The organism is Mycobacterium lentiflavum (assembly GCF_022374895.2).
GTDB lineage: Bacteria > Actinomycetota > Actinomycetes > Mycobacteriales > Mycobacteriaceae > Mycobacterium > Mycobacterium lentiflavum.
The window spans coordinates 3823806-3847090 of record NZ_CP092423.2; the positions used below are offsets into that span (position 1 = coordinate 3823806).

Sequence of the window (23285 nt, forward strand, 5' to 3'; positions counted from 1 at the left end):
CAGCACTCACCACAGGTACACACGCGCGCTGCTTCCGCCGATACAGGTGATCCAGCTGTCCCCCGGCTGTTGCTGGCAGTGCATCAGGAAGTTGGAGCCGTTGCACAGCGCGCCGGGGACGGACTTGCAGTCAACGGCACCGGGCGCCGACACGGCCCGTGGTAGCGGGCTGGCGTTGCCGTATTCAGCCCAGTAGGTGGTCAGCACGCTGTTGGCGAAAAGACATGAGGTCTCGGGTGTCCCACGGCCGGCTCGGCTGCCAAAGCCCGTGGCGTTCGGCAAGGAGAAGCCCTGATCGCAGGACTGATGCAGGGTGCTCAGGTCGGGACCGGTCACCAATGGGGGCTGCGCGGCACGTGCGGCCGGCGTGTCCCGCTGCGCGGCCGGCCCTCGCGCGAACAGGCCGATGTCCAAGGCGATGCCCCCGAGCACCAGAGCCGCCGTGGCCGCGATCACGGCGGGCAGCACCCACCGACGCTTGCCTGGATTCGGGTCGCGCGGCCCCACATGCATTGACGGGACGTCCGCGGCAATCGGCCGAGTGTCTTCTACCAATGCGCCGACCGCCGACGCCATGACGTCGGTCAGGTCGTCTCCACTTCCCAACGCGCGCTGCGCCGCCCGGGCCAGAGCGCCCGCCGTCCCGTAGCGGTCTTCGGGGTGTTTGGCCATCCCGCGGGCGATGACGTCGTCCAGCGCGACCGGAACCCGCGGATTCGCCGCGCTCGGCCGTGGCGGTGGCAAAGCAAGGTGGGCCGCCACCAGATGCTCAATGCTGTCACCGGCAAACGGGGCGTCGGCCGTGAGCGCCTCGTACAACACGCATGCCAATGAATAGACGTCGACCGCGGGCGTGGCTATCGCGTCGCGGAACCGTTCGGGCGCCATGTAATTCAAGGTGCCGATCTGCGTCCCGACCGTCGTCAACCGCGGATCGCCCCTGCCCTCGGCGATTCCGAAGTCGACGAGATACACGAAATCGGCGGGGGTGACGATGATGTTCTGCGGCTTGACGTCTCGATGGATCAATCCCTCGGCGTGGGCCGCATCCAGAGCGGCAGCGACCTGACTGATGATGGCCACCGCGCGTAAGGGAGCCAGCGGGCCGTTCGCGATCAAGTCGAGCAGCGTCTGTCCCTGTACCAAGCGCATCTCGATATAGAGACTGCCGTCGATCTCGCCCCAGTCGTGGATCGGAATGACGTGTGGTTCCTGCAGAATCGCCGCTGCCTGCGACTCTCGCTGAAATCGGGTGCGAAATGTGGGATTGGTCGAAAGCTCGTCGGCCAGGATCTTGACCGCGACCGTTCGCTGCTTGCCGGTGTCGAGGGCTTCGTAGACCGCCCCGCCCCCGCCCTTGCCGAGCAGGCGCGTGAGGTTGTATTTGCCGAACGTCATACCGACGCGCGAGTCCACGGCTATCCCCTTGATTCCTTCGGATACCGACGCAGTATCTCGCTCACGGCCCGCCAATGCACCCATTTGCTGCGCAAGCCTGGGCTGCGGGTCGACGCCCCGACACAAGCCCAACGCAAGAAACGCGCAAGGCATCCGGCGCAGCGTCTAGGTGACCGGGCACCGCAGCCCGCTGGCAAATAACCCGCCCACCGGAGCCCAGATCCGGCCACGATTTTAAGGACACCAATATGATCACGACATCGCATCACGCACACCCCGCGCCGCGAAACGGCGCCCCGCGTAACGCCCGTTCGCGCAGCGGGTTTAGGCGACGGATGGAGATGACGACGCTCGCGCTGACGGCAATGACGACGCTCGCGGCGGGGATCGCCCCGTCGCCGACCGCACATGCCGAGCCCGCGCCGGCAATGGCCGCCCACGGCATCGAGGCCCCTCTCGAGACCGTTCCCTGGTCGCAGGTGGGTCCGGGGTGGATGCTCGCGATGTGGAGCCCGGTTCCAGGCTTGCACCCCGGGGAAATGCCACCGCCCGGTTCACCGACCTGGCAGACGGCCAGCACGACGTTGTACCTGGTCGATCCCGCGGGTGGCCGCTACCCGATCACTACCTTCCCGCCGCCGGGTGAGGGTTCGAGCCCGAAGTTGGTCGACTGGTCGGGCGACGGCACCCGCGCCCTGTTCGTCACCGGCGAGAAAAGCCACCGGGCGATCACCGAAGTCGACCTGCGCACCGGCGCCAAGAAGACGTTCACCGTCGAAGGCAACAACGTCGCCGCGAGCTATACGCGCCCCGACGGCAAGGCAATCCTGCTGGACAGGTGGAACGCCTCGGAGCCCGAATCGCTCGAACGCGTCGACCTCGCGGGCAGCCACCAGCTGACATATCCGGTGGACCAACACGTCCAGGGTTTTCTGTCCACCCGGGACGGCACCCAGTTGGTGCTGGGCACGAAGTCCGGTCTCACCCTGATGAGCAACGACGGGACCCCCGGCAACGCTTTGCCGCTCGCCGGCCAGAAGGACTGCACACCGATGCGGTGGTGGGACCCGGACTCGAAGATCGCCCTCACCCGCTGCGGTAGTTCCAAGGGGTCACAGCTGTGGCTGGTCCCCATCGACGGCCAGACACCGACCGCGCTCACCGCGCCCAACGACGGCCACGGCCCTGACTACGGTGACTTGAACGCGTGGCAGCTTCCGGCAGGAACCTTCCTGCAGGCCGCCGGCGCGTGCGGCGTCGTGTACGTCGCCAAGCTCAACGACGACGGCACGACCTCACCGGTGGCGGTGCCTGACGTGAAAAGCGGCAGCGTCGTCGTCGTCGGCGTCAACGGCGGTGACCTCGATCTCCAAGCCCGAGCCGGCTGCGGGAGCGGCCAGTCACTGATCGACTACAACCCCACGGCCGGCACCTCGACGGTGCTGCTCGGGCCGACCGTCAACGGCGGCGGAGTCGTCAGCGCAGTGCCCTACCCGGGCCAGAGGTAGTGGACGGACACCGACATGACGAAAACTGTTCTCCACCAATGGTGGATCGTCTGGATCACCGCGGCGACGATCGCAGCCGTCGCCCTCCTCGCCGCATGCTCGACGAGCACTGCGCCGCAGTCGATTTCGAGTGCACCGACGACCGGTCAGCCCAGCAGTTGCGAGGTCAACCCGTCGTCGGTGCCGATGCCGAGCGCCGAACCCATGCGACCGGTGCCGGCGGTGGGCCGAATTTCCGTCGCACTGACCGGCATCACGTCGGGCATCGTCAAGCCGGGCGGCGTGCCGGCGGAGGTCGACGTGACACTGTGCAATAACTCGGCGGTCGACTACCCGAAGGTCGGCGTCGTGCTGGTGCTCGAGCGCTGCAGCTGCGCGACCAACCCGATGGGGCTCCCCGACGGCACCGTCGAGCGCTTTGACCCTGCGACTGGGGGCTGGATCGAGATGGACTATCCGGTCATCGGAACGGGCATGGATTACCTCGGCACCTTCGCGAATGTCCAGGCTTTACCGAAGGGCAAGGCCGTCACGCTGCGCTACCGCGTTGCCCTCGACCATTCGATGACCGCGGGCAAGGGCGGCGTGGAAGCAACGGTGGTCACGCCGGATCCCCTTGTCCAGATCGGTAAAGCGAGCCTGCCCTTCACCGTCTTGAAGGAGTCGACGACGCCGTCGAGTGCCCCCATACCGGCGGGCAGACAAACACTGCTGCCCTTCCCCGGTGTCACCTATCCGCGCGACATCGCGGTGGACGGGCAGGGCAACGTCTACGTCACCGACTCATGGAACGACCGCGTGCTGAAGTTAGCGGCTGGGGCGAGCGGACCGATGGTGTTGCCGTTCGCCGGTCTTGCGAAACCCGGCGGCGTGGCGGTGGACGGCGCCGGCGATGTGTTCGTCGCCGACGCGGCCAACAACCGGGTGCTGGAGCTGCTGGCCGGATCCAACCAACAGACGGTGCTGCCATTCACGGGGCTGGACAGTCCCGGCGATGTCGCGGTGGACGGCCACGGCAATGTCTACGTCACCGACAACAAGGTGCGAGTCATCAAGCTGGCGAGCGGATCCCACGAGCAGACCGTGCTGCCGTTCACGGGCCTGCGGTGGCCCGGCGGTTTGGCAGTGGACGGCGCGGGCAACGTTTTCGTCTTCGACCCCAGCAACAAGCGGATTCTCACGCTGGCGAGCGGCTCTGACGTCCAGACCGTGTTATCGGTCGGCAGTCATGGCGGCTCCATCGCGGTGGACCCCGCCGGCGCCGTGTACCTCTGCGACAGCGAGAACAAGCGAGTGCTGAAATTCCCGGCCGGCTCCAAGGACGGGACCGAGTTGCCGTTCACCGGTCTCAACGGGCCGACCGCGGTGGCGGTAGATGGTACCGGCAACGTGTACGTCCTCGACCGTAGCGGCTTTGGCCAGGTCGTGAAGTTGGCGGTGGGCTGATGCGTGGCCTTGTCGCCCTGACCATGACGGTCGGAATCGCCGCGGCGGCGTCGACGGTGGGGTGTTCCACCACCGGTCCCGGCGTGGCCGTGGACGCCACGGGCAGCGTGTACCTGAACGACGGCCTGCACTTCCGCATCCTCGAACTGCGATGATGGCGATGTCGTATCGGGGCGCGCTGAACGCGGTTGTGGCCGCGACCGTGATCGCGAGTGCGGCGGGGTGCGACACGTCCCATGGCCCGCAACAGACCACATCGACGGCATCGTCTGCGACGGCGACCACATCGGTTGTAGTGCAAGGGCAATCGGCGTGCTCAGAGTTGCACGGAACCATTGGTGCCGACCGGAGTTGCCATGTTCATGGTGCGACGTCGGACTACACGATCGAGATGAGTTTCCCTATCGACTACCCGGACATATCGCCGGTGACCGACTTCCTGAAGCGTAACCGCGATGAATTCCTCGACTGGGTTGCTAAATTCGGGCCCTCGGATAGGCGTGGCCGGCCGTACGAGTACCGCGTCACCGCCATGACATTCCGTTCCGGGCCGGCGGACTCAGGCACCCAAAGCCTGGTGCTCAAAATCGACAACGACACCGGTTTCGCCCATGAAGGCCACCCCAACACCACATTCCGATCGTTCAACTTCGACGTCGGCAGGCGCGTCCCGATCACCTTCGACACGCTGTTCAAGCCCGGGACGAAACCGCTGGAAGTGCTCAACCCGATCGTGGCGCGCCAATTCAATGCGCCGACAGCCGATCTCGACGACACGACGTACCAAAACTTCGCCATGACGAACGAAGCGGTGATCTTCTTCTTCGGCCAAGACCAAGTGGTGCAGGACAACGCCGGGCCGCACAAAATCACAGTGCCCCGGTCCGAACTGGCGCCGCTACTTGCCTAATCCAACGGGAAAGCAGTGCTTCGTCGGGGTCCGCCGGCTAGCTGGTGATGGTGGCGATCTGGGCGTCAGACAGCTTCACCACGGCTCCCGGCAGCGGCTGAGCGTAAAGGTGTGGCCTGCGCAGGTACCTTGGCGAGCTGCCTGCGGTGACCGCCCAGTGCAGGAAAGCCCGGATCGTCTGCGCGACGGCGGGATCCTTCTGCTTGCTGTAGACCACCGCGTATTCGTAACCGACGATCGGGTATCCGTCCGGAGCGGGTCCGTTGACCAGTGAGATCACCTCGTTGGCCGGTGTCTGCGAGACGAAGCCCGACGCTTCGGTGTCAACGCTCTGGGGGCTGGCCAGCACGAAATTGCCTGAGGCATTGCCCAACTGAGCGTCGCCGAGCCCCTTCTCCATGGCGTCGTCGTAGAACCGGGTGCCGATGTAGGCCACGCAGCCGGGAGACTTTACACAGTTACCCAACATGCCTGATTGGCCCGCGGCGCCTACCGCGTTCGACACCGTGGGAAAGTTGACGGTGGTGCCGAAGCCGGGCGACTTACCCCAGCCGTCGGGGTCTTGCCTAGCCAAGTACTGGGTGAAGAGGAAAGTGTCGCTGCTTTGACCGTCGGAGCGGTGGAGCGGGACTACCGGGATGGCCGGCAGTTTCACCTCGGGGTTGATCGCGGCAATCTGCGGGTCGTTCCAGGATTTGATTGTTCCCTGGTACATGGCTGCCAGTACTTTGCCGTTGAGCTTGAGGTGCTTGGTGACACCGGGCAGGTTGTAGTTCACGTGCACGGAGGAAACCGCCATCGCGATGTTCATCAGGCCCTGGTGCGCGGCGATGTCAGCATCGGACAAATAGGCGTCCGAGGCGCCGATGTTCACCGCGCCGGCAGCGGCTTGGGCGATCCCGACGCCGGATAGGGCGCTGTCGGTATTGATCGTGACGTTGGGGTATTTCGAGTGAAAGACCCCGGCCCACGAGCTCATCAGCGGGTACAGATTGTTGGAACCGGTCTCCGACAAGGTCACTTCGGACGTCGGGGGCGCGGTGCCGAGATTGCTGGAGGTGGCCCCGGTGCTGCCGCCTGTCGAATTCGAACCGCATGCCGCCGGGAGCAGCATCACCGCCGCCGCAATAAGCACACGAAACTTCATCCGGCCTCCCCTTTTGCTTCCCCGGTGTGCAACCGTCGCCGATCGCAACGAGCGTCGGAACACTATCGCGTGGTTCATGCTCGGGTAGCAGGAATGCGACAATTGGTCTCTTGACGTGTGATCTGGCGTGGGTCGGCGGGAGCCAATTTGTATGTGCGTCAACACTTCCACCAATACCGCCGCTGGTGGGGAGTGCGCGGGTGTTGACGCTAGGTGTGTGCCTTCCAGCCAGCCAGTGGGGTCGGTGCCGCCGGGGCGTTGGGATCGTTGAACTCGATATAAAAATCGCCTTGTTTCACGTTGCTGTCGTAGGCGATGAATCCGTGCGCGGTTTGGCCGTTGGCGACGGTGCCCGAGCGCAGCGGCGGCGTCTTGCCAATCGTCTGGTAATCGACCATGGATGAGCCGCCCTGGATATCCCGGTATGGGTCTTGCCGCCACGGAGTGGAGGCGGCTGTTATGGACCTCTCGCTATAGCTAAATGGCGTGTCGGACTTGCCGACGATGGTGAGCTCGATGACGTTGCAGCCGCCCCCACCGCCGCTGATGCAGCCCGACGAGACCCAGGTCGCGTTGTTCAGCGTGACGTCGGCGGTCGCGGTGCTGTACTCCGTGACATGGATGGTCGCGCCGGACTTCCCGGTGGGGAACGGCGACTGCTGGGTCGTCGGGTCGGCGTTGCCGGTGGGCGCTGTCGCGCACGCGGTTATCGCCAGCAATGTCGCAAGCGTTGCGCTTATGGGAGCAGATATGGGCACCTGCAGACGATAACGCGCTTTCGGGAAACGCTGCCGGCACGCTTTTCGAATCGCGAGCAAGCGCTGCGGACCCTACTATTCGGCTAGCGCGGTGCTGCAGATGTAGTCATCGCTGAGACCCGGGGCGGCAGTGCCGTCGTCTTCGACGAAAAGGAATCCAGCATGAAGACGTCACTATTGATGGCCACCCTCGGCGCCGCGTCGGCAGCCTTGACCGCCGGTGTTATGTGGACGGCAGCACCGGCCTCGGCCGGCACCCCGTATTGCGATTCTCTTCCCAAACCCCAGCAAGCCCATGAGTGCAACTGCGGCTTCGACTTCGCGCCGGCTAGTCCTGAGTTTCAGGATTGCATGCGTGGCGTTGCAGCTGCGCCTGCTGCCCCGAAGCCTTAGCCTTCCGGCCCACACCGCGCTGACGCCTTGGCCAGCGTCCAATCCGTTTGCCGCAGCCTCCATTGTTGCCGGTAATCGGCGGTTATGATCTCGCCATCGCGAGACGACAGGAGCCGCCCATGCCCGGGGATGATCATCAGCGTGTGGTCGATCTGCGCGCGCAGCAGGTTGTACCGGACGTCGGGCGAACGTTGTGGCTAGGCACTTTGCTGCAGTTTGGATTGCGCTCGGTGCTGATCGTCTTGGTCGTTGCGACGTTGTTGCTGGAGCCGCCGGACCATTACGAGTGGGTCTGTGTGACCATCCCGCTGGTATATGTGGTCGTCCTCGGATGCTGGACTGCGTGGACGCTGCGGCATCGGGCGCCGACGACGGCATCCACCCGGACGCTGGTACCGCTGCTGATGCTGACCGCCGACGTCACGATGGTTTCTGTCTTGTCGATACTCGCCGGCGTGACGTCCCCGCAGGACTGGACATCGGACGTGATGAGGAATGGCTTCTTCCTGATTCCGTTGATCGCGGCTGCGCAGCTGGATCCCAAGATCAGTGCGGCGGTGGCGATTCCGACTCTGTCCGTATTCGTTTTGACGTGCTGGATCACCAGGTCGGCCAACCAGGAGCCGTGGGCGTCGATCCTGCTGAGCTCGTTCGTCTTGGCCGCGCTGGCCGGCGGGTCGGTGGTCCTGTCGTTCATCCAGCGGTCCAGAGTAGACATGATCGCGGACTTGGCGCGGCAACGGCGCCAGCTGTTGGAAGAATTGCTGGAAGTGGAAAGGCATGAGCGGCAAGCAATTTCAGAACGTCTGCACGATGGCGCCCTGCAATACATCTTGGTTGCGCGCCAAGACATCGAGGATGTGCGAGAAGGCTCGGCCGATGCCGCGGACCGGGTGGCGTCCGCGCTCGCCGAGTGTTCGGGGCTGCTGCGCGACGTGGTCCGTGAACTGCATCCAGACGTGCTGGTGCGGATGGGATTGAAATCAGCGCTGTCCGCCCTCGCCGAAAGTCTTGGTTCCCGGGCCGGGCTCACCGTCGATTTCGACGCGGCCAGTTGGCCCGATGGCCTGCGCACCGACGCGGATGACGTGCCATACAACGCTGCGCGTGAGGCGTCGAACAATGTCATCAAACATGCACGGGCGCACAAGATTTGGATCGATTTACAACACAGCGACGGGTTGGCCTCGCTGCGTGTTGCCGATGACGGAGTGGGCATCTCGGAGGCGGCTATCGCGCGAAAGGCCGACGAGGGTCACATCGGAATGACATCGATGCGCGCGCGGGTGCTCGCCTCCGGCGGACAGTTCGACGTGCGCTCGACATCTCCCGGAACCGAACTCGCCATCTCCATACCGCTACGGCCGGCACGGCATCTCACCGCCGCCTGATCGTCCGATGGTTGATGGACCACGCCCGCTTGATGATTGCGTAGCGGGCAACTCTGCCCTTTGATAGTTCAACTGATGGCCCTGGTGTGCAGATACATTCGATTAACACACACTCAGGCCGTATCTCTTGTCGACGCGGGTGCTATTGCCTCCAGGATTGAGCTTGCACGTTGGTCGACGTACCGCGTAACTGCCTGCTGGGCGGCTCCGAACGCCACGGCGACAGCAGGAGTGCCGGCCATGTCTTCGGTACCACCGAGTGCTGCGTGTCAACACTGAGTATTGCGATGCCGATTACCGCAACGAGTTGGCCGAAAACGATTTTGAGCATTGCCTGCTGGTACGGCAAGTTGAATGCGCTGAAATCCGAGGGAATCTTGGCCATCGCCGGGATTGTCGTGAACAAAGCGCCCACACTGCCAAACATCATGACGGTGATGAGGAACGCCCAGGCCGGGCCGTGCCAGTCGGCAGGCGGGTATAGCAACCGGGCGTCGTCGCCGAGGCGCCACTGGACGACGACGAGTGTGACCGCGAACAACAGGCTGACGACTGAGGCGATTAGGAGCCGGTTCCGGAAGTAACGTGCCTCTTGGTTGGTACGGTCAGACGCGGCCTGCGTTGCGCGCATGACCTCTACGATGGCCGGGCGCAGTTGCTCTGGCTCTGCACCAGCCTGTACGCGCAGAGTCTCAAGATGTTGTAGCCGCTTGTCGCCATCCCGCAGATAGCGGCGTCCGCGTTCTGCGGCGAAGTTCGCACGAGCTAGGACGTCCCGATCGGGGAGGATTTCGATGAGTCGTTGTCCAACCTCATGGAGGTTCCTCCACGCTCGTTCGATCTCCGTGCCGAACCACCACTTCCGAAAATTTACTCTCGCCCTTGATGCGTGGCTGGCGTCTTCGAGGAGCGCGTAAAGAAGCACGCGCTCACGTTTGCGGTCTTCATTGGGTTCGAGGCGCAATAGATCGCCGAGGAGCATGATTCGCGTTCGTTGAACGTCTTGCCGCCAAGGTGCGCTCAGATGTGACCAGTTTTGGTGCAGGTACAGCCTGAACCCAATCCATTTAACAGGAGGGGTTGGCCCCCCAGGCTGGGCCGTAGAAGTGCCACTAAGTCGGTTCCATGCTCGCCGGAAGCAGCAGCTCTTAGCATGCTCATCCCCGTCAGGATCTGCTGGATCTGTTGCGACAGGGTCGAATTCGGTCAACGGTCTGGTTTCTACACCCGCGGACTCCGACTCTTCGGTCGCGACCGTTTCGGTCTGATCAGGATCGCCGTTGTCGGGGTGGCCATTACCTTGAACGCCGTGCTCACTACGCAGCGGATTTTCGGTGTCCGACTCGGCCATAGTCGCCTCCATTGGCGATGCCCCTTCCCGGGACCCTGTTCGAAATATGGATGAAAGTATATTGCGACAGATGCGGAGGTGAAAACATTTTGGTGAATAACGCCCAAAAGGTGAATCTTCAATGTCCGCCGTTCAAGAAGAGTGACCAAGACAGATACAAGGTCGGCCACTCTCCCCTAGCGAATAGCTGTTGCACCGCGAATGAGGCGGCTTCGCCAAACGGCTCGTCTCTTTGAGAGACCTCAGCAAGCCTTTTCGCAACCTTCGGCACGCCACGCGCCTGCCCAAGACTCATCGAACCAGCGGCGGCGTCACTTCATCGAACGGTCACGAGACCAGCTGTGCCCCAATGCAACAACGGCGTCATGGTCGATGCAGGCCCCTACCTCATCCTCCTGACACTCAATCTGGTTGAGGTCGTGGAGCTTACGACGGGATTCGGGCCTCCCTATAAGGGAGACGACTTCAAAGCATAGGACTGAACACGACCGCCACACAGATCGAAGCAGCGGCTAGGGTGGCCACCGAGGCTAAAACCTCGGCCTGGGTCAGCCTGCCCGGCGCGCGCCGCAGCCTTGACCACTGCGATATTGAACGCGAAGCTGGCAACTACCTGGGCGGCCGACATGAAATGTCGCCACCGACCTCGGCGTCAAGCTGCACACCGCCGACCACGCGTATGCGGGACACGACACTCAGTCGGCCGAGAACCTCGACAAGATCCTTCGCGGCTGACCATGTCGGGCCACCGCTTCGGGTCGCTGCGTCGACCCGGTATTGCGTCTAGATGGCTCGCAGCGCGATGGTTGACAACCCAGGGACGGCTACGTTGCCAGCTCTCGGCGCCCGATTACGTTTTCGGACATAGCTTTAGCGCTTTTTGACCAGTCCGCCCGGTGGGGTTTCGTCAACGTCGTTGAGGATCAGCGCGCGCACAACAGGACGCGGTCCGTACGGTCGCAGCATCGTGCTGGCCGGCCGTGGACGCACGTGCTGCGGCCACCAGAACCAGCGCCCGAGCAAGGTGGCCAGCGACGGTGTCATGAACGACCGCACGATCAAGGTGTCGAACAACAGACCCAGCGCGATCGTCGTACCCACCTGGGCCATGACCCGCAGCGGGCTGAAGGCGAACGTGGCCATGGTGGCGGCGAACACCAGACCGGCGGCGGTCACCACCGAGCCCGAACCGGCCATCGCGCGGATGGTCCCCGTCTTGAGCCCGGCGTGAATTTCCTCCTTGAACCGCGATATCAGCAGCAGGTTGTAGTCCGAGCCGACCGCGAGCAGCAAGATGACCGCCATCGCCAGCACCATCCAGTGCAACTTGATCCCCAGGACGTACTGCCATAGCAGCACGGAGAGCCCGAACGAGGCGCCCAGCGACAGCAACACCGTCCCCACGATCACGCAGGCCGCGACGACGCTTCGGGTGATCACCAACATGATGACGAAAATCAGTGTGGCCGCGGCAATTCCGGCGATCAACAGGTCGATGTTGGAGCCGTCGTGCATGTCCTTGTACGTCGCGGCGGTACCGCCGAGGTAGACGTTGGCACCCTCCCAGGGCGTGCCTTTGATCGCCTCGTGCACGGCCTGCTTGATCGGCTCGATGTGGCTGACGCCTTCGGGAGTCGCCGGGTCGCCTTCATGCGAGATGATCAATCGGACAGCATGCCCGTCGGGTGAGATGAACTGTTTGAGACCCCGCGCGAAATCCGGGCTCTTGAACGCCTCCGGCGGAAGGTAGAACGTGTCGTCGTTCTTCGCTTTGTCGAAGGCATCGCCCTGCGCGGTGGCGTTGTCGGCCTGCGCTTTCGCCTGGTCGTTAAGACCCTTGGTGATCGCGTAGTTCGACATGATGGTGTCGAGGTTGTGCTGCTGGCTCTCGATCTGCGGCGGTATCAGTGCCACCAGTTTCGGCTGGATCTGATCCAGCTTGTCGAGATTCGCGCTGAGATTCACGATGTTCTCGGCCACCTGGTCGATGCCGTCGAGCGCGTTGAAGACCGATCGGATCGCCCAGCAGGCCGGGATGTCGTAACAGTGCTTCTCCCAGTAGAAGTAGCTACGGATCGGCCGGAGGAAGTCGTCGAAGTTGGCGATGTCGTCGCGCAACTTCTCGGTGATCTCCACGGTTTGCTTGGTGAGCTTGGTGGTTTCGTGCGTGGTGTTGCTCAGATCCTGGGTGACCTGCATCTGCTCATGCAGCGTTGCCATAGTTTTCTTGAGCTCGTCCGCCTGGTTCAGCAGGTTTCTCGCTTGCTCTTCCTGATAGTGCTGCGTCTGGAGCCGCCCTGCGGCTTGTGCACCCATCTGAAAACCGAGGGTGCTGTGGTCCAGCGGCGTGCCCAACGGCCGGGTGATGGTCTGGACTCGGCCGATACCGGGGATATGGAAGATCGCCTTGGCGACCTTGTCCAAGACGATGAAGTCGGCCGGGTTACGCAGATCGTGATCGGTTTCGATCATCAACAGCTCGGGATTGAGGCGAGCCTGGTTGAAGTGCCGGTCGGCAGCCGCATAACCGACATTGGCCGGGGTGTCTGCCGGCAGGAAGTGGCGGGTGTCGTAGTCCGTCTTGTACCCGGGCAGAGTGAGCAGACCGACGAGTGCGGCGGCGATCGTCACCGCGAGAACCGGTGCGGGCCAGCGGACTACGGCGGTGCCGAGGCGTCGCCAGCCCCGGGTCTGCAGCTTTCGCTTCGGGTCCAGCAGCTTGAAGAACGTTGCCACGGTCAGGATCGCCGGTGCCAGCGTCAAGGCCGCGAGGACCGCAACCAGCATGCCGACGGCGCAGGGTATGCCGAGGGAGGAAAAATAGGGCAACCGGCAGAAGCTCAGGCAGTACATCGCGCCGGCGATGGTCAGCCCCGAACCCAGCACGACATGCGCCGTGCTGTGGAACATCGTGTAAAACGCTTTTACGCGGTCTTCGCCCTGACCGCGGGCCTCGTGGTAGCGGCCGACCACAAAGATCGCGTAGTCCGTTCCGGCCGCGATCGCCATCAGCACGAGCATGTTATTGGCGAACGTGGAAAGCCCCATGATGCCGTAGTTGCCCAGCGTCGCGACGACGCCGCGCGCGGCGGCCAATTCGATGAAGACCATGACCAGCATGATCAGCATGGTGATCACCGACCGATAGACCCACAGCAGCATCACAATGATCACCAGGAAGGTGATCATGGTGACCTTCGCGACGCCCTTCTCACCCGCGTGGGACTGATCGGCAAACAGCGGACCCGCCCCGGTGACATAGGCCTTGATTCCCGGCGGCGCCGGCACCGAGTTGACGATCTTGCGGACGGCTTCGGTGGATTCGCCGGACATGGCGCTCCCCATATTGCCGGCGAGGTAGACCTGGACGTACGCGGCCTTCTGGTCGTGGCTCTGGGAGCCCGCGGCGGTCAGCGGATCACTCCAGAAATCCTGGATGTGCTGAACGTGCTTCTTGTCCTGCTCGAGTCGCTTGACGATCTCGTCGTAGTAGCGGTGCGCCTCGGCCCCCAGCGGCTTGTCGCCCTCCAGCAGGATCATCGCGGAACTGTCGGTACTGAACTCTTTGAACGTCGATCCGACGTGCATCATCGACTGGAACGACACCGCGTCCGTGGGACTCTGCGACACCGATTGGCGCTTGGAGACGACCTCGAGCTGCGGGGAAATGGTGTTGGTGACGAAGACGATGCCCAACCACACCAGGACTATCGGCAGCGCAAGCCGATGAATCATCCGCGGCAGGAACGGCGGGATCAGCGGCTGATCGACGCGCGGCACAGGCTCAGTGGTCTCGCTCATGCGGACTTGTCCAGGCAGAAGACCATGGCATTGACGTTTTCGTTGGCGGGCGATTGATTAGCACCCTTGATCACCGCACCGCGCCCGTCGTGGTTGTCCACGACGAAATGGCAGGCGATCCAACTCCCGTCTCCTTGCGCTACCAGGTTTGCCGGAATGCCGGGCTTCGTTGAACTCAATACTGTGCTCCAGGGCAAGGGGACGTTGAGGGCCTGCTGCGGGTGGGAGTTCTCGTCGAGGTAGTTGATGGTCGCCGTGCTGCCCGGTGAGCCCCAGACCTCGAGTGTGATGGTCTTGGCGTTGAACTGGTCGAGGACTTCGCCCGACGTGCCGCCGCCGAACGAACCACTATGGACACCGAAGATTCCGTGCAGTCGGTAAACCATGAAACCCGATAGTGCGACGACGGCTGCGATGGTGAGGATGAGCCAGAACCGGCTGAACAGGCCCTTTTTCCGGCCGCCGCGCTGGGGCACGGGTTCTTCCTCGCGGGCTGGGGGAACCTGCGGATCTCGCGACTCTGTCCATGGCTTGGTGGTCGTCATGGGCGCTTTCCTAACCAGGGGCGAAGGCTACTCGATGAATTAGCTTAGACGGCAAGCTTAGACGCTCTAACCTACACCGCGATGATCCGGGCTTCACGTTTGTGATCGGAGCCAACCGCGAACTCACAAGCCAGTCGCTGATTTGCGCAACCGGCAGGCCGTGAGCAGGGGCCATCTTCCATACCGCCGCGGACGGCACCACATCTCGTCGCGGCATACTCAATCAGTAAGAACTTCGCGGTGTGGTACGGCACTTCGCAAGCAGCCCGGTTCGGCAGTCGCGGCGCACGCATCGACCTCGACGGGCACCATCGAAACCGGGATGGTGCCCGCGCAACGACAAAGCTCGCTACATCATCGGTGTCAGTATCGCCTGCGACGGCGAAGTTCTCGCAACGATCAAGCCTGAAAGACAAGCTGGCGGCGGCCAGCGCAACTTTAAGAAATTTAACCTTTAAGTAGCGTCGCTTAATCACAAAAGGTAAAAATACCGAGTGACCGCATGACTGAATGACGTGGACACCACCCTTGCCGTAGCCTGCCCCGTGGCCGAACCGATTTCCCTCACCCGTGGCTGCGTTAGCTACCCCTGCCGAGCCTGACAAGGAGCCGACAGTGACGGAAGGCGACGATCCCTCAGCGGGCGAATTGTCTGCCGACGGCACTGCTCTTCGCGCGGGCTGGTTTCGTTTCTACTTCGCCGACGAACGGTGGGAATGGTCCCCCGAAGTCGACCAGATCCATGGATACGAGCCGGGCTCGGTCACGGTGACCACCGACCTGGTAATGGCGCATAAGTACGCCGACGACAAGCCGAAAATGGCCGCACTGCTCGACCAAGTGCGGCAGACGCGCGCGCCGATCAGCTCCCGGCACCGCATCATCGACACCCAGGGCCGCACCCGCGACGTGGTCGTCGTCGGCGAGCAACTCCACGACGACCTCGGCGAAGTCGTCGGCACTCACGGTTACTACCTTGACGTGACGCCAACCTTGCAGGACGCAATCAGCGACGCGATCGCAGAAATCGCCACAAATCGTGGAGTGATCGAGCAAACCAAGGGAATGCTGATGCTGATCTACCGCCTCGACGCCAACAAGGCGTTCGACATCCTTAAATGGCGATCACAGGAAACCAACGTCAAACTTCGCCCTTTCGCCGAACAGCTCGCCGCTGACTTCCTCGAACTGGCCTACGACGAGATCCTGCCCGCCCGCGCCGCCTATGACCACCTGCTCCTCACCGCCCATCAACGGGTCACTGCCGCATAGCAAACCTTGCAATGGTCATTGGTGCCAGTCCGTGAAACAACTTAATAATTGCGGGACATGAGCCAAGCTGTATCTGCCTAGCTATATCTAGGTCTGGTGGGAGGCGGTGTCGCTGTGTTGATTATTCGCCGATTCCCACGGCACGCTGCGCTGGCGTGTGTGCTGTCGCTACTGGCGTGCTTGGGCGTTGTTTTGTGGCGCATTATTTTCGGCTGGGGTGGTGGTGCTGATTTTGGCGTCGACCCTGTCGGTTTTGGCGTGTTGGCGATGTATGCGTGCGTGTGTTCGCTGGTGGCGGTGCGGTCCACCCACGGTCGCGCGCGTACCGCGTGGACCATGATGTCGGTGGCACTGGCAGCGTTGGTGATGGCCGAGCTGATCTGGTCGTTCTATTCCCTTGTCCTGCATAGATTTTCATCGCCGTCACCGGCAGACGCACTATATATGGCCTTCTGCGTTCTTGCCGCCGTGGCGATCGCTCAGTTCCCGACCGAGCTGACGGCACCCGCCCGGATACGCCTGCTCTTGGATTGCCTGGTTAGGGCTGTCGCGCTAGTGCTGCTGTTGTGGGCCGCCCTTCCCGAAAGCGTGTACCGGGCGCATGGCGAGGGCGGGGCCGTGGTGGGGGTCTGTTCGGCGCTCGATCTTTTCGTGCTCATGGTCGCGGCGCGGTTCCTGGCGCGTCCCGGGGTCGGGCAGCGTGGTGTGCTTGGGTTGCTTGCCGCTGCCTTCGCGCTCAGGGAGCTCTGCGATCTCGCGGTCACATATGAGATGACGACCAGCCGCTACAACGTCGGGTCTGCGATCGGTATCGGCTGGGCGACGTCGCTGGTCGTTCTGGGTGCGGCAGCTTTGATGGCTCGGAGGTCGCAACCGATCGATCGGGTCCGCGTCATCGATCCATTGCTCTCGCAGAAATCGCCGTGGCTGCCCAACCTGCCGCTGCTGATCGCCGTCACCATCGGGTCGGCCTTTGTTCTCACCGGTCCGCTGCAGGTCGGGATTCCGACGCTCATCACGCTCGTTTTCATCCGGCAGTCCTTCGCCGCGCGGGAAAACCAGCAGCTGCTGCGCGCGGCAGCCGAGCAAGCATCGCATGATCCGTTGACCGGGCTGGCCAACCGGACTCTGTTTTACGACCAGTTGTCCCGCGTGATGGCACAGCGCCAGCGCGATGATCGTTCGGTAGCGGTGGTGGTGCTCGACATCGATGACTTCAAAATGGTCAACGACACCTTGGGGCATCCGGTGGCCGACAGCGTGCTGGCGGGTGTGGGCCAGCGGCTGGCTGGTTGCATACGACCTGGCGATTTGGTTGCGCGTCTGGGTGGAGACGAGTTCGCTGTTCTACTCGGGGGTGGGGCCGATAGTGGCCATCTGGTCGCCTCGAGGCTTGTCGAGGCGTTCGACGAGCCAATCATTGTCGACGGGCACGAGATATTGCTGTATCCCAGCGTCGGGATGGCGATCGCCTCGTCATCCGAACCGGACCTGAGCCCCGTCGCGCTGGTGCAACGCGCCGATATCGCGATGTATGCCGCCAAACGTTCGCGCAGCTCGCAGGTGCAGACTTTCAGCCCGGAGATGACGTTGATCGATCCCGATCTGGTGGCATTGGCGGACCGCACTGCTCGCCGGCCAACCCACGCTGCCGCGGCGCAGATTGGCCTGTTGCGGCAGTTGCGTTACGCCATCGAGCACGGCGAACTCACCGTGGTCTATCAGCCTGAAATAGAGCTGAGCACCCGCCGCATCGTGCGGGTGGAAGCACTGTTGCGGTGGCCGCATCCGCAGCGCGGTGAATTACGGCCGCAGGCATTCCTGTCGCTGGTGCGCCAGCACGGACTGATGCGGCCGGTGTCGGATCTGGTGCTGGACAAAGCCCTCGACGACGCGGCGCGGTGGGCGGTGCTGGGAGCGCCCACCTCGGTGGCGGTGAACCTTTTCGCGCCTCTGCTGTGCGAGTCCCACCGCCCCGACGCGCTCTTCGGTGCTCTTGACGCCCATCACCTTCCCCCAGAGGTGCTGACCATCGAGATCACCGAAGATGCGGTTCTCGCCGGGATGGGGCAGGTCACGGCGGTGCTGCGCCGGTTGCGTGAACACGGCATCCGCGTGGCCATCGATGACTTCGGCAGCGGCTATTCAGCGCTGAGTTATCTCCACGATCTCCCCAGCGACGACGTGAACTCGACCGCCACTTCATCGCGTCGGTGGCTAGCGACGAGCGGGCCGCCATCGTGGTACGCGCGATCATCGACCTCACCCACGAACTGGGCATCACCGTGGTAGCCGAGGGCATCGAGGACGCGGCAACCACAGCCTGGCTAGGTGAGCACGGTTGCGATATTGGACAGGGTTACTACCTCGGGATGCCTCTCTCCGCCGCAGACACCACGCAACTCCTCCTCACTGCCACCCACACATGACACCCCAATCAGCCACAAACGGATGCGCCACAACCGGAGTCGCAGACCATGACCAAGGCTTGGCGTGCGGCCATTATGCGATGGGATGGCGAACGTGCCAAGGCATGACTCGGTGGACTTGAGTGTGCAGTGCAGCTGCAGGGCCGGCGCACGGTTGCTGATCGCTGACTACGAGGTCGAGCTGCAACGTGGTGACCCCGCGATTCGCGACCGATGACCCCAAAAAAATTGGCGCGTGGCCGTGCCAGGGCCGTAGAGCTCCCAACGATCATCGCTGAACGCCGGCAGTGACGCCTCCCGTCGGTGTCAGGGAGCGGCAGCCTGGTGCGATCGAGCTTTCTTGTAACGTCTTGCGTCATAGGCCCGCACCTTAGAGCTGAACCGCGCCGCGTTGGCCCGGTGAACGTGCTTCGCCGACGTGCACAGCCGCCGTGGATAGTCACATACTGCGCTGCCACGACCGATACACGATCCGACCGACCGTCGCGGGATCGGGTTCAGGTGCAGTCATCGAGGCGTCGAGGCCCGAATGGTCTTCGAAGCCGAGAACTTCGCGGAGATGAAACGCCACGTCGCCCTCGGTGTCGCGATCGGGGTGCTTGAAGTACTGGGTGTGCGCCGCCCCTGGGCGAAGCCGTTCGGGCCGGTTACCGCTGACCGCGATCTCGCGGATGCCCGGTCCGAACAACGGGCGAAGCACGCCGCCGAACCAGTCACCGCGGACGCTACCTCGGCGCACCGGGAACCAGATGTTGGTCCAACGGGTCACCGCGAATGGGGACTGCGCTCCCAGCACACCCGGCGCACCGTAGCTCGCCGGCCCGTCTCCGACGGCATCGACCGGTAACCCTTCCGAACGAGGTGGGCAACTGACCACCACACCCCTGCGGGTCAGCCTGTCGAACAACTCGCGCCGCCGACCGTCGGAGGGGCTCAGACCGCCAAGAATCGGCGGGCGGGCTACGAACAGGTCGGCCAGCGCCATCGGTGTACCAACCGTCACGAAATCTGTTATTCGCCAAGGGTTTCCCTGCGCCCTAACGTCATGCCACAGGCCGAACTGCATTGCCTGGAAATCGTCGAGTGCACCCTGCGAGTCCGCATCGGCCGCCAGCCGGTCGGCAGCTTTCTCGAGGCCGTCCAACGACGTGAGGCCACCGGGACTCTCGGCCGGCGCTGCGCGGAGTTCGTGCATTTCATCCCACAACGTCGTCAGCGCGTCATAGGCGATATAGCCGCCGATGCCGTGTCCCACCAGGACGACGCGTGCGTAACGGCCTTGGTGCAGTGTGTACAACAGGTCGACGAGCCCACCCCGGATCGCCCGCCGGGCCGCATGGGACTCCGGCACGGGATCAAAGTAACGGGCGACGTTGACGAAGCCGGTCGTGAGAAAGCTGCGGGTCAACGCGCGCGGCGCGGCGCGAAGCAAGGCCAGCCCGATGGTCACCACCACCACGCTGGTGGCAAGCCCGATGATCCATCCGGCCACCCCGGTGTGCAGGAAGTAACCACCCACCACAAACAGCCCCACCAGCACGGTTAGCGGGACGAGCAGAGCCAACCAGACCAGGCGCCAGATGCCGAATAATTGGTCGGCCACGTGGCGGGGTCGGCGGAGGAAGACCCGTGCGAGCGCGGCCATGCATCCCGCATATCGGGCACTCGTCATCAGAAACGACCAGTCGTACTCGAAGAGTTCGACTCCGATCGACGGCGCTATATAGCGGCGCGCCTCGTAGGAGTCCGTGATCTCGATGGGCTGGGAGTAGTACTCCCAACCTTCGCCGCACGGGGGCAATACCGTCTTGGCGAAGTCGTCGAAGGTGTCCATGGGCCGGCGCTCGCGCAGACCGTGCACAAAGACCACGGCGGTACGTACGGCGGTGTCCGTGCTCATCGTCCTCCCGGGACCGTGCATCGAGCAGGTTAACAGTTTGCCCACCACTTAGTCGTGGGAGCACATCGGTGAGAACGAGCCGGACAGATATCGGGTGGGGCGGGCGGGGCTCGAACCCGCGACAACGGATTAGCGCGCCGCCGTCCGCGTTGCATGCCAACAAATCCTGTATTCTCCTGTCTACCAAGCGATTACGTTGACCATTAGATACTCATCGTTGCGGTTGATTCCCATACCTTTTCGGCCATAAACGACGAATAGAGGACGAGCTGAGGCGGGGCAAGAGTTTCGCAGGCATCAGCAGCCATGGGATCGCCTGCACTCGACGTGCTGTGATGGGCACGCAGTTGTCCGCTCTAAAGAACTCGCGTCCGAGCCGCGAGTCCGAGCTGAACGGAGCAACCCGCTGCCAGGACTTTGCACACGTCGGGAACTCCTTGCTGAGGCTCAACGACTATATGTCGATGCCACGGGGGGCTTACAGGAGGTAAAGCGCCACAATGTCGGCGACGATCGAGGCAACTGACGAGCACTCGGCTCCCATCCAGCGGATGGAACTCGAGATCACCGGAATGTCCTGCGGGGCTTGCGCCCGGCGAATCGAATCGGTGCTCAACAAGCTGGAGGGCGTGCGGGCGTCGGTAAATTTCGCCACCCGCGTAGCCACCATCGATGCCGGTGCGGATGCCACGGCCGATGGGCTGTGCGAGGCGATCGAGCGCGCCGGGTTTCAAGCCGAGCCGCTTCAAAAGCGAGGCCTCACCGATGCTGATCCCGACGCCGATCACGCGCGCTACCTGTTGGTCCGCTTGGCGGTCGCCGCGGTGCTCTTCGTGCCGTTGGCCGATCTATCGGTGATGTTCGCGGTCGTGCCCAGCACCCGCTTCGCTGCCTGGGCGTGGGTGCTTACCGCATTGGCGATCCCGGTGGTGACGTGGGCGGCGTGGCCGTTCCACCGAGTCGCGATCCGCAATGCGATGCACCACGGAGCGTCCATGGAAACGCTAATCTCGGTCGGGATCACCGCCGCCACCACCTGGTCGCTGTTCACCGTGTTCGGTCAGCACCATTCGTCCGACCGAAAGGGCATATGGCAAGCCCTGCTGGGAAGCGACGCCATCTACTTCGAGGTCGCCGCGGGTGTCACGGTGTTCGTGCTCGCTGGACGGTATTTCGAAGCCCGTGCCAAGTCGAAGGCGGGCAGCGCGCTGCGGGCTCTGGCGGCACTGAGCGCTAAGGATGTCGCAGTCCTGCAGCCCGACGGGTCCGAGATGGTCATTCCCGCCGAAGAACTCAAGGAGCAGCACCGGTTCGTAGTCCGTCCGGGACAGACGATCGCCGCAGACGGACTTGTCATCGAGGGCTCGGCAGCTGTCGACATGAGCGCAATGACCGGCGAGGCCAAACCCCTCCGGGCTACTCCAGGCGCGAGCGTCATCGGAGGCACGGTGGTGCTAGACGGCAGGCTGATCGTGGAGGCCGCGGCCGTCGGTGAGGACACCCAGTTCGCGGGCATGGTTCGCCTTGTCGAACAGGCACAGTCGCAGAAGGCTAGGGCACAGCGACTGGCTGACCGCATCGCCTCGGTGTTCGTTCCGTGTGTGTTCGCGATCGCGGCGCTGACCGCCGTCGGATGGCTGGTGGCGGGCGAGGGACAGGTTCGCGCCTTCTCCTCCGCTCTTGCTGTGCTGGTGATCGCCTGCCCCTGCGCGCTTGGATTGGCGACCCCAACGGCCATGATGGTGGCGTCCGGCCGCGGCGCTCAGCTCGGAATATTCCTCAAAGGCCACAGCTCGCTGGAGGCCACCCGCGCCGTGGACACCATCGTGTTCGACAAGACCGGCACCCTGACGACTGGACGGTTGACCATTAGCGTGGTCGTGGCGGCTCCGGGCTGGGAAACCGACGAGGTACTAAGGCTTGCGGCGTCGGTCGAGGCAGCCTCGGAGCACGCAGTCGCGATCGCGATCACAGCGGCAACCTCCCAAACGGAACCCGTAGCCGACTTTCACGCAAAGCCCGGCCTCGGAGTCAGCGGCACTGTGGCCGGTCGCGCGGTACGGGTTGGTAAGCCGTCGTGGCTTGCGTCGGCGAACAGCCCGACGACGTTGGTCGCAGCTCGTCGTGATGCCGAATCACGCGGTGAGACAGCAGTATTCGTAGAAGCCGATGGTCAACTATGCGGGCTGATCGCAGTCGCTGACGCCGTGAAGGACTCGGCGGAGAGCGCCGTGGCAGCCCTGCACCACGCCGGCTTTCGCACCGTGTTGCTGACCGGAGACAACTCAGCGTCCGCCGCGGCGGTGGGCGCCCGCGTCGGTATCGACGAGGTGATCGCCGACGTCCTGCCGGAAGGCAAGGTCGACATCATCGAGCAGCTGCGAGACCGCGGCCACGTGGTGGCCATGGTCGGTGACGGCATCAACGACGGGCCCGCACTCGTTTGCGCCGATCTGGGTATGGCCATTGGACGTGGCACCGACGTGGCAATCGGTGCCGCCGACATCATTTTGGTCCGAGACAACCTCAATGTCGTACCCCTGGCGCTTGGTCTGGCCAGTGCCACCATGCGCACGATCAGGCTCAACATGGTGTGGGCATTCGGTTACAACATTGCGGCAATCCCGATTGCGGCAGCCGGTTTGCTCAATCCTCTCGTGGCGGGTGCGGCGATGGCGTTCTCGTCGTTTTTCGTCGTATCAAACAGCTTGCGGTTGAGGAACTTTGGTGCGGCACCGGACGGTTCCAGTCGCCGCTCCCCCGTTCCGGATCACGCCGAAGCCGTTTGACCGCAGACAGCCTTGGTCGGACGGCCCACAGAACCCGTCGGGGTGCAAAATCGAGTCCAACCGCCAAAAGGGCGACATCGCTCGCGCGGGCACAGGCGAGCCGCGACGAGGATACGACCATGGGACGCGAGGCCGGAGATCGCTACGCATGCAGCGAGTGTGGGTCCACAATCGTCTACGAGAAGAGCTGTCCCTGCTGCGACGAACGCAACCACACTGAAGTGTGCTGCGACAAGCCGATGGAAAA

The 23285-nt window shown here is 63.5% G+C and carries 16 protein-coding genes; 9 read left to right on the forward strand and 7 right to left on the reverse strand.

Annotated elements, in window-relative coordinates; translation table 11 throughout:
* Positions 1-6: 6 nt before the first annotated feature.
* A complete protein-coding gene (locus MJO58_RS17940) occupies positions 7-1416 on the reverse strand; it encodes a serine/threonine-protein kinase (RefSeq protein WP_239720292.1) in 1410 nt (469 codons plus the stop codon).
* 230 nt (positions 1417-1646) lie between these two features.
* On the opposite strand from MJO58_RS17940, the gene MJO58_RS17945 reads away from it, so the two are divergent.
* From MJO58_RS17945 to MJO58_RS17960, 4 genes are all read left to right on the forward strand, one after another.
* Positions 1647-2906: a TolB-like translocation protein gene (locus tag MJO58_RS17945; RefSeq protein WP_239720295.1), complete on the forward strand. Its 1260-nt coding sequence runs from the start codon at positions 1647-1649 to the stop codon at positions 2904-2906.
* 564 nt (positions 2907-3470) lie between these two features.
* The gene (locus MJO58_RS28965) at positions 3471-4352 is read left to right on the forward strand and encodes an NHL repeat-containing protein (RefSeq protein WP_434086379.1); all 882 of its coding nucleotides are present in this window, start codon (positions 3471-3473) and stop codon (positions 4350-4352) included.
* Positions 4352-4507 carry a hypothetical protein gene (locus MJO58_RS17955; RefSeq protein WP_239720300.1) on the forward strand — a complete coding sequence of 52 codons (156 nt, stop codon included), beginning with the start codon at positions 4352-4354 and terminating at the stop codon, positions 4505-4507. The genes MJO58_RS28965 and MJO58_RS17955 overlap by 1 nt, the downstream gene beginning before the upstream one ends.
* Positions 4508-4512: 5 nt before the next feature.
* Positions 4513-5262, forward strand: coding sequence for an esterase (locus tag MJO58_RS17960; protein ID WP_350355898.1), 750 nt, complete (start codon positions 4513-4515; stop codon positions 5260-5262).
* A 37-nt stretch (positions 5263-5299) separates the two neighbouring features.
* On the opposite strand, the gene pstS is transcribed toward MJO58_RS17960, so the two are convergent.
* Together pstS and MJO58_RS17970 are read right to left on the reverse strand one after the other, a co-directional pair.
* On the reverse strand, positions 5300-6409 hold the full coding sequence (pstS, locus tag MJO58_RS17965; protein WP_090603781.1) for a phosphate ABC transporter substrate-binding protein PstS: 1110 nt from the start codon (positions 6407-6409) through the stop codon (positions 5300-5302).
* A gap of 209 nt (positions 6410-6618) precedes the next feature.
* On the reverse strand, positions 6619-7149 hold the full coding sequence (locus tag MJO58_RS17970) for a hypothetical protein (protein WP_350355924.1): 531 nt from the start codon (positions 7147-7149) through the stop codon (positions 6619-6621).
* 530 nt (positions 7150-7679) lie between these two features.
* Here MJO58_RS17970 and MJO58_RS17975 point away from each other — a divergent pair.
* The gene (locus MJO58_RS17975; protein WP_239720306.1) at positions 7680-8951 is read left to right on the forward strand and encodes a sensor histidine kinase; all 1272 of its coding nucleotides are present in this window, start codon (positions 7680-7682) and stop codon (positions 8949-8951) included.
* Positions 8952-9093: 142 nt separating this feature from the next.
* Here MJO58_RS17975 and MJO58_RS17980 read toward each other — a convergent pair whose 3' ends face one another.
* From MJO58_RS17980 to MJO58_RS17990, 3 genes are all read right to left on the reverse strand, one after another.
* Entirely contained in the window at positions 9094-9933 is an 840-nt protein-coding gene (locus MJO58_RS17980) for a hypothetical protein (protein ID WP_239720307.1), read from the reverse strand.
* A gap of 1239 nt (positions 9934-11172) precedes the next feature.
* Positions 11173-14103 (reverse strand): MMPL/RND family transporter, encoded by a 2931-nt coding sequence (locus tag MJO58_RS17985; RefSeq protein WP_239720308.1) that lies wholly within the window; start codon positions 14101-14103, stop codon positions 11173-11175.
* Complete coding sequence (locus tag MJO58_RS17990; protein ID WP_239720309.1) at positions 14100-14648, reverse strand: MmpS family transport accessory protein; 549 nt, start codon at positions 14646-14648, stop codon at positions 14100-14102. The genes MJO58_RS17985 and MJO58_RS17990 overlap by 4 nt, the downstream gene beginning before the upstream one ends.
* 615 nt (positions 14649-15263) lie before the next feature.
* Between MJO58_RS17990 and MJO58_RS17995 the strand changes: the two genes are divergently transcribed.
* The 3 genes from MJO58_RS17995 (at position 15264) to MJO58_RS18005 (ending at position 18349) form a co-directional block, all read left to right on the forward strand.
* Positions 15264-15920 (forward strand): PAS and ANTAR domain-containing protein, encoded by a 657-nt coding sequence (locus tag MJO58_RS17995; protein WP_434086243.1) that lies wholly within the window; start codon positions 15264-15266, stop codon positions 15918-15920.
* 267 nt (positions 15921-16187) lie between these two features.
* Complete coding sequence (locus MJO58_RS18000; protein ID WP_259608708.1) at positions 16188-18212, forward strand: putative bifunctional diguanylate cyclase/phosphodiesterase; 2025 nt, start codon at positions 16188-16190, stop codon at positions 18210-18212.
* Entirely contained in the window at positions 18161-18349 is a 189-nt protein-coding gene (locus MJO58_RS18005; RefSeq protein WP_259608770.1) for an EAL domain-containing protein, read from the forward strand. The genes MJO58_RS18000 and MJO58_RS18005 overlap by 52 nt, the downstream gene beginning before the upstream one ends.
* 439 nt (positions 18350-18788) lie before the next feature.
* On the opposite strand, the gene MJO58_RS18010 is transcribed toward MJO58_RS18005, so the two are convergent.
* Positions 18789-20249 carry a hypothetical protein gene (locus MJO58_RS18010; RefSeq protein ID WP_239720311.1) on the reverse strand — a complete coding sequence of 487 codons (1461 nt, stop codon included), beginning with the start codon at positions 20247-20249 and terminating at the stop codon, positions 18789-18791.
* Between the two features lie 500 nt (positions 20250-20749).
* Here MJO58_RS18010 and MJO58_RS18015 point away from each other — a divergent pair, with 500 nt between their 5' ends.
* Positions 20750-23038 (forward strand): heavy metal translocating P-type ATPase, encoded by a 2289-nt coding sequence (locus MJO58_RS18015; RefSeq protein WP_239720313.1) that lies wholly within the window; start codon positions 20750-20752, stop codon positions 23036-23038.
* The last annotated feature ends 247 nt before the right edge of the window (positions 23039-23285 follow it).